The sequence below is a fragment of the Trebonia sp. genome (genome assembly GCF_049794275.1).
Classification (GTDB): Bacteria; Actinomycetota; Actinomycetes; order Streptosporangiales; family Streptosporangiaceae; genus Trebonia.
In genome coordinates this window covers 1-1,822 of sequence record NZ_JBARCR010000334.1, presented here as the reverse complement: position 1 = coordinate 1,822, position 1,822 = coordinate 1, and the positions used below count along the sequence as shown (strand labels likewise).

At 72.8% G+C, this 1,822-nt stretch carries 2 protein-coding genes; both read left to right on the top strand.

The genetic code is table 11. From position 1 onward, the window contains the following. Positions 1–1,594: hypothetical protein (locus WA805_RS09210; protein ID WP_425242134.1), on the top strand; the 1,594-nt coding region annotated here is incomplete at its 5' end. 13 nt (positions 1,595–1,607) lie between these two features. Then, on the top strand, positions 1,608–1,822 hold a 215-nt coding region (locus WA805_RS09205), incomplete at its 3' end, for a hypothetical protein (RefSeq protein WP_425242133.1).

Sequence of the window (1,822 nt, the reverse complement as noted above, 5' to 3'; positions counted from 1 at the left end):
GCCGCCTGGGGCGCCAGACCCGCAGCGGCTGACGGCCGCCAGGGCGCGGCTCCTCTGGGCGGGCGCGCTCGTCGCCGCGGCGGTGGCGCTGTTCTGGTGCTACCTGCTCCAGTCGCGGACCGCGGCGGTGAACTCCGACGCCGCCGGGATGGTGCTGCAGGGCTGGGACATGATGCACGGCAACGTCCTGCTGCACGGCTGGTTCGTCGCCGACGTGTCGTTCTCCACGTTCGAGATCCCGATAGACGGCCTGGTCGCGGTGGTCCACGGCCTCGGCCCCGATGTCGCGCACATCACCGCCGCGATCGTCTACACGCTGCTCGTGCTCAGCGCCGCGCTGCTCGCCAGGGGAACCGCGCGCGGCGCCGAGGGCATCGTCCGGGCGGTCCTCGCCGGAGGCATCCTGGTGGCGCCCGGCTACATCCCGGGCACGCACGTCCTGCTGCTGGCCCCCGATCACACCGGCATCGGCGTGCCGATCTTGCTGACGCTGCTGTTCATCGACCGCGCGCGGGAACGCTGGTGGGCGGTCGCGGGGACGGTGCTGCTGCTGGTCTGGGCGCAGGTCGACGACCCGCTGGCTACGTACGCCGCGGCGGTGCCGATTGCGCTGGTCTGCCTGGTCCGGGCGGCCCTGCCATTGGTGCGGCGCCGGCGGCCCGGCTGGTACGACGCGGGGCTGGCGGCGGCCGCCGTCGTTTCCGTGGGCCTGACCAGGCTGGCGGTGCACGGTATCAGTGCGGCGGGCGGCTACCAGATGCACGCCCTGAAGGTGCGTCAGTCCATCCCGGTCTCCCTGTGGGGGCAGCAGGTCAAGCTGGCCGTGCAGAACGTGCTGATCTTGTTCGGCGCGGACTTCTGGGAGCAGCCGACCGCGATCAGGACGGCGATCGCGGTGCTGCACCTGGCCGGGTTCCTGCTCGCCCTCGCCGGGCTGCTGGCCGGCATCGCCTGCCTGTTCCGCAGCGCCGACCGCATCACGCAGGTGCTGACCGTCGGCACCCTGGTGGTGCTCGTGGCGGCCACGTTCGCGACGCACATGGTCCTGCTGCAGGGCGCGCACGATATCGCCGTCGTGCTGCCGTTCTGTGCGGTCCTCGCGGGCCGCACGGTCGGCTCCTGGCTGGCGCGCCGCCGGCTGCAGAGACTCGCGCTGACGCCGGTGCTCACCGCGGTGCTCGCCGGTTACCTGGCGGCTCTCGGCTGGGCAGCGGCGCAGCCGAAGCGGCAGGCCGAGACCCAGCAGCTCGCCGACTGGCTGGTGGCCCACCACCTGACCGACGGGCTCGCCAAGTACTGGGCGGCGTCCAGCACCACGCTGTCCAGCGGCGGGCAGGTCCTCGTCGTCCCCACCGCCGATCTCGGGAAACAGCCGTACACATGGGTCGCGAAGGGCAGCTGGTACGACCCCGCCGCCTCCCGCGCGACGTTCGTCGTGGCCGTCCCCGGACCGGGCAACGCGTACGCCTTCCCCGAGGCGGGCGTCCGGCAGACCTTCGGCAAGCCCGCGCGCGAGTACCGCGTCGGCCAGTACGTAATCATGGTCTGGGACAAGAACCTGCTGCTCCAGGTAAGCAAGCCGGGGCGGGCGTGAACGGGATGGTGCTTTGGTGCAGCGGGCCAGCCACGACTCCGTGACCGCCACGGCGGGAGCCGCGACCGATGCGGACCGGCGCGGTCCGCGCAGCTTCGCCGTCCGGCGGTCCGTGCTGGCCTGGGCGGGCGGCCTGCTGCTCGCCGCGGCCGCCCTGTTCACCTTGTACCTGCGCCAGTCGCTGGTCGGGCCGTTCAACGCTGACGGCGCCTCCACCATGCTTCAGGC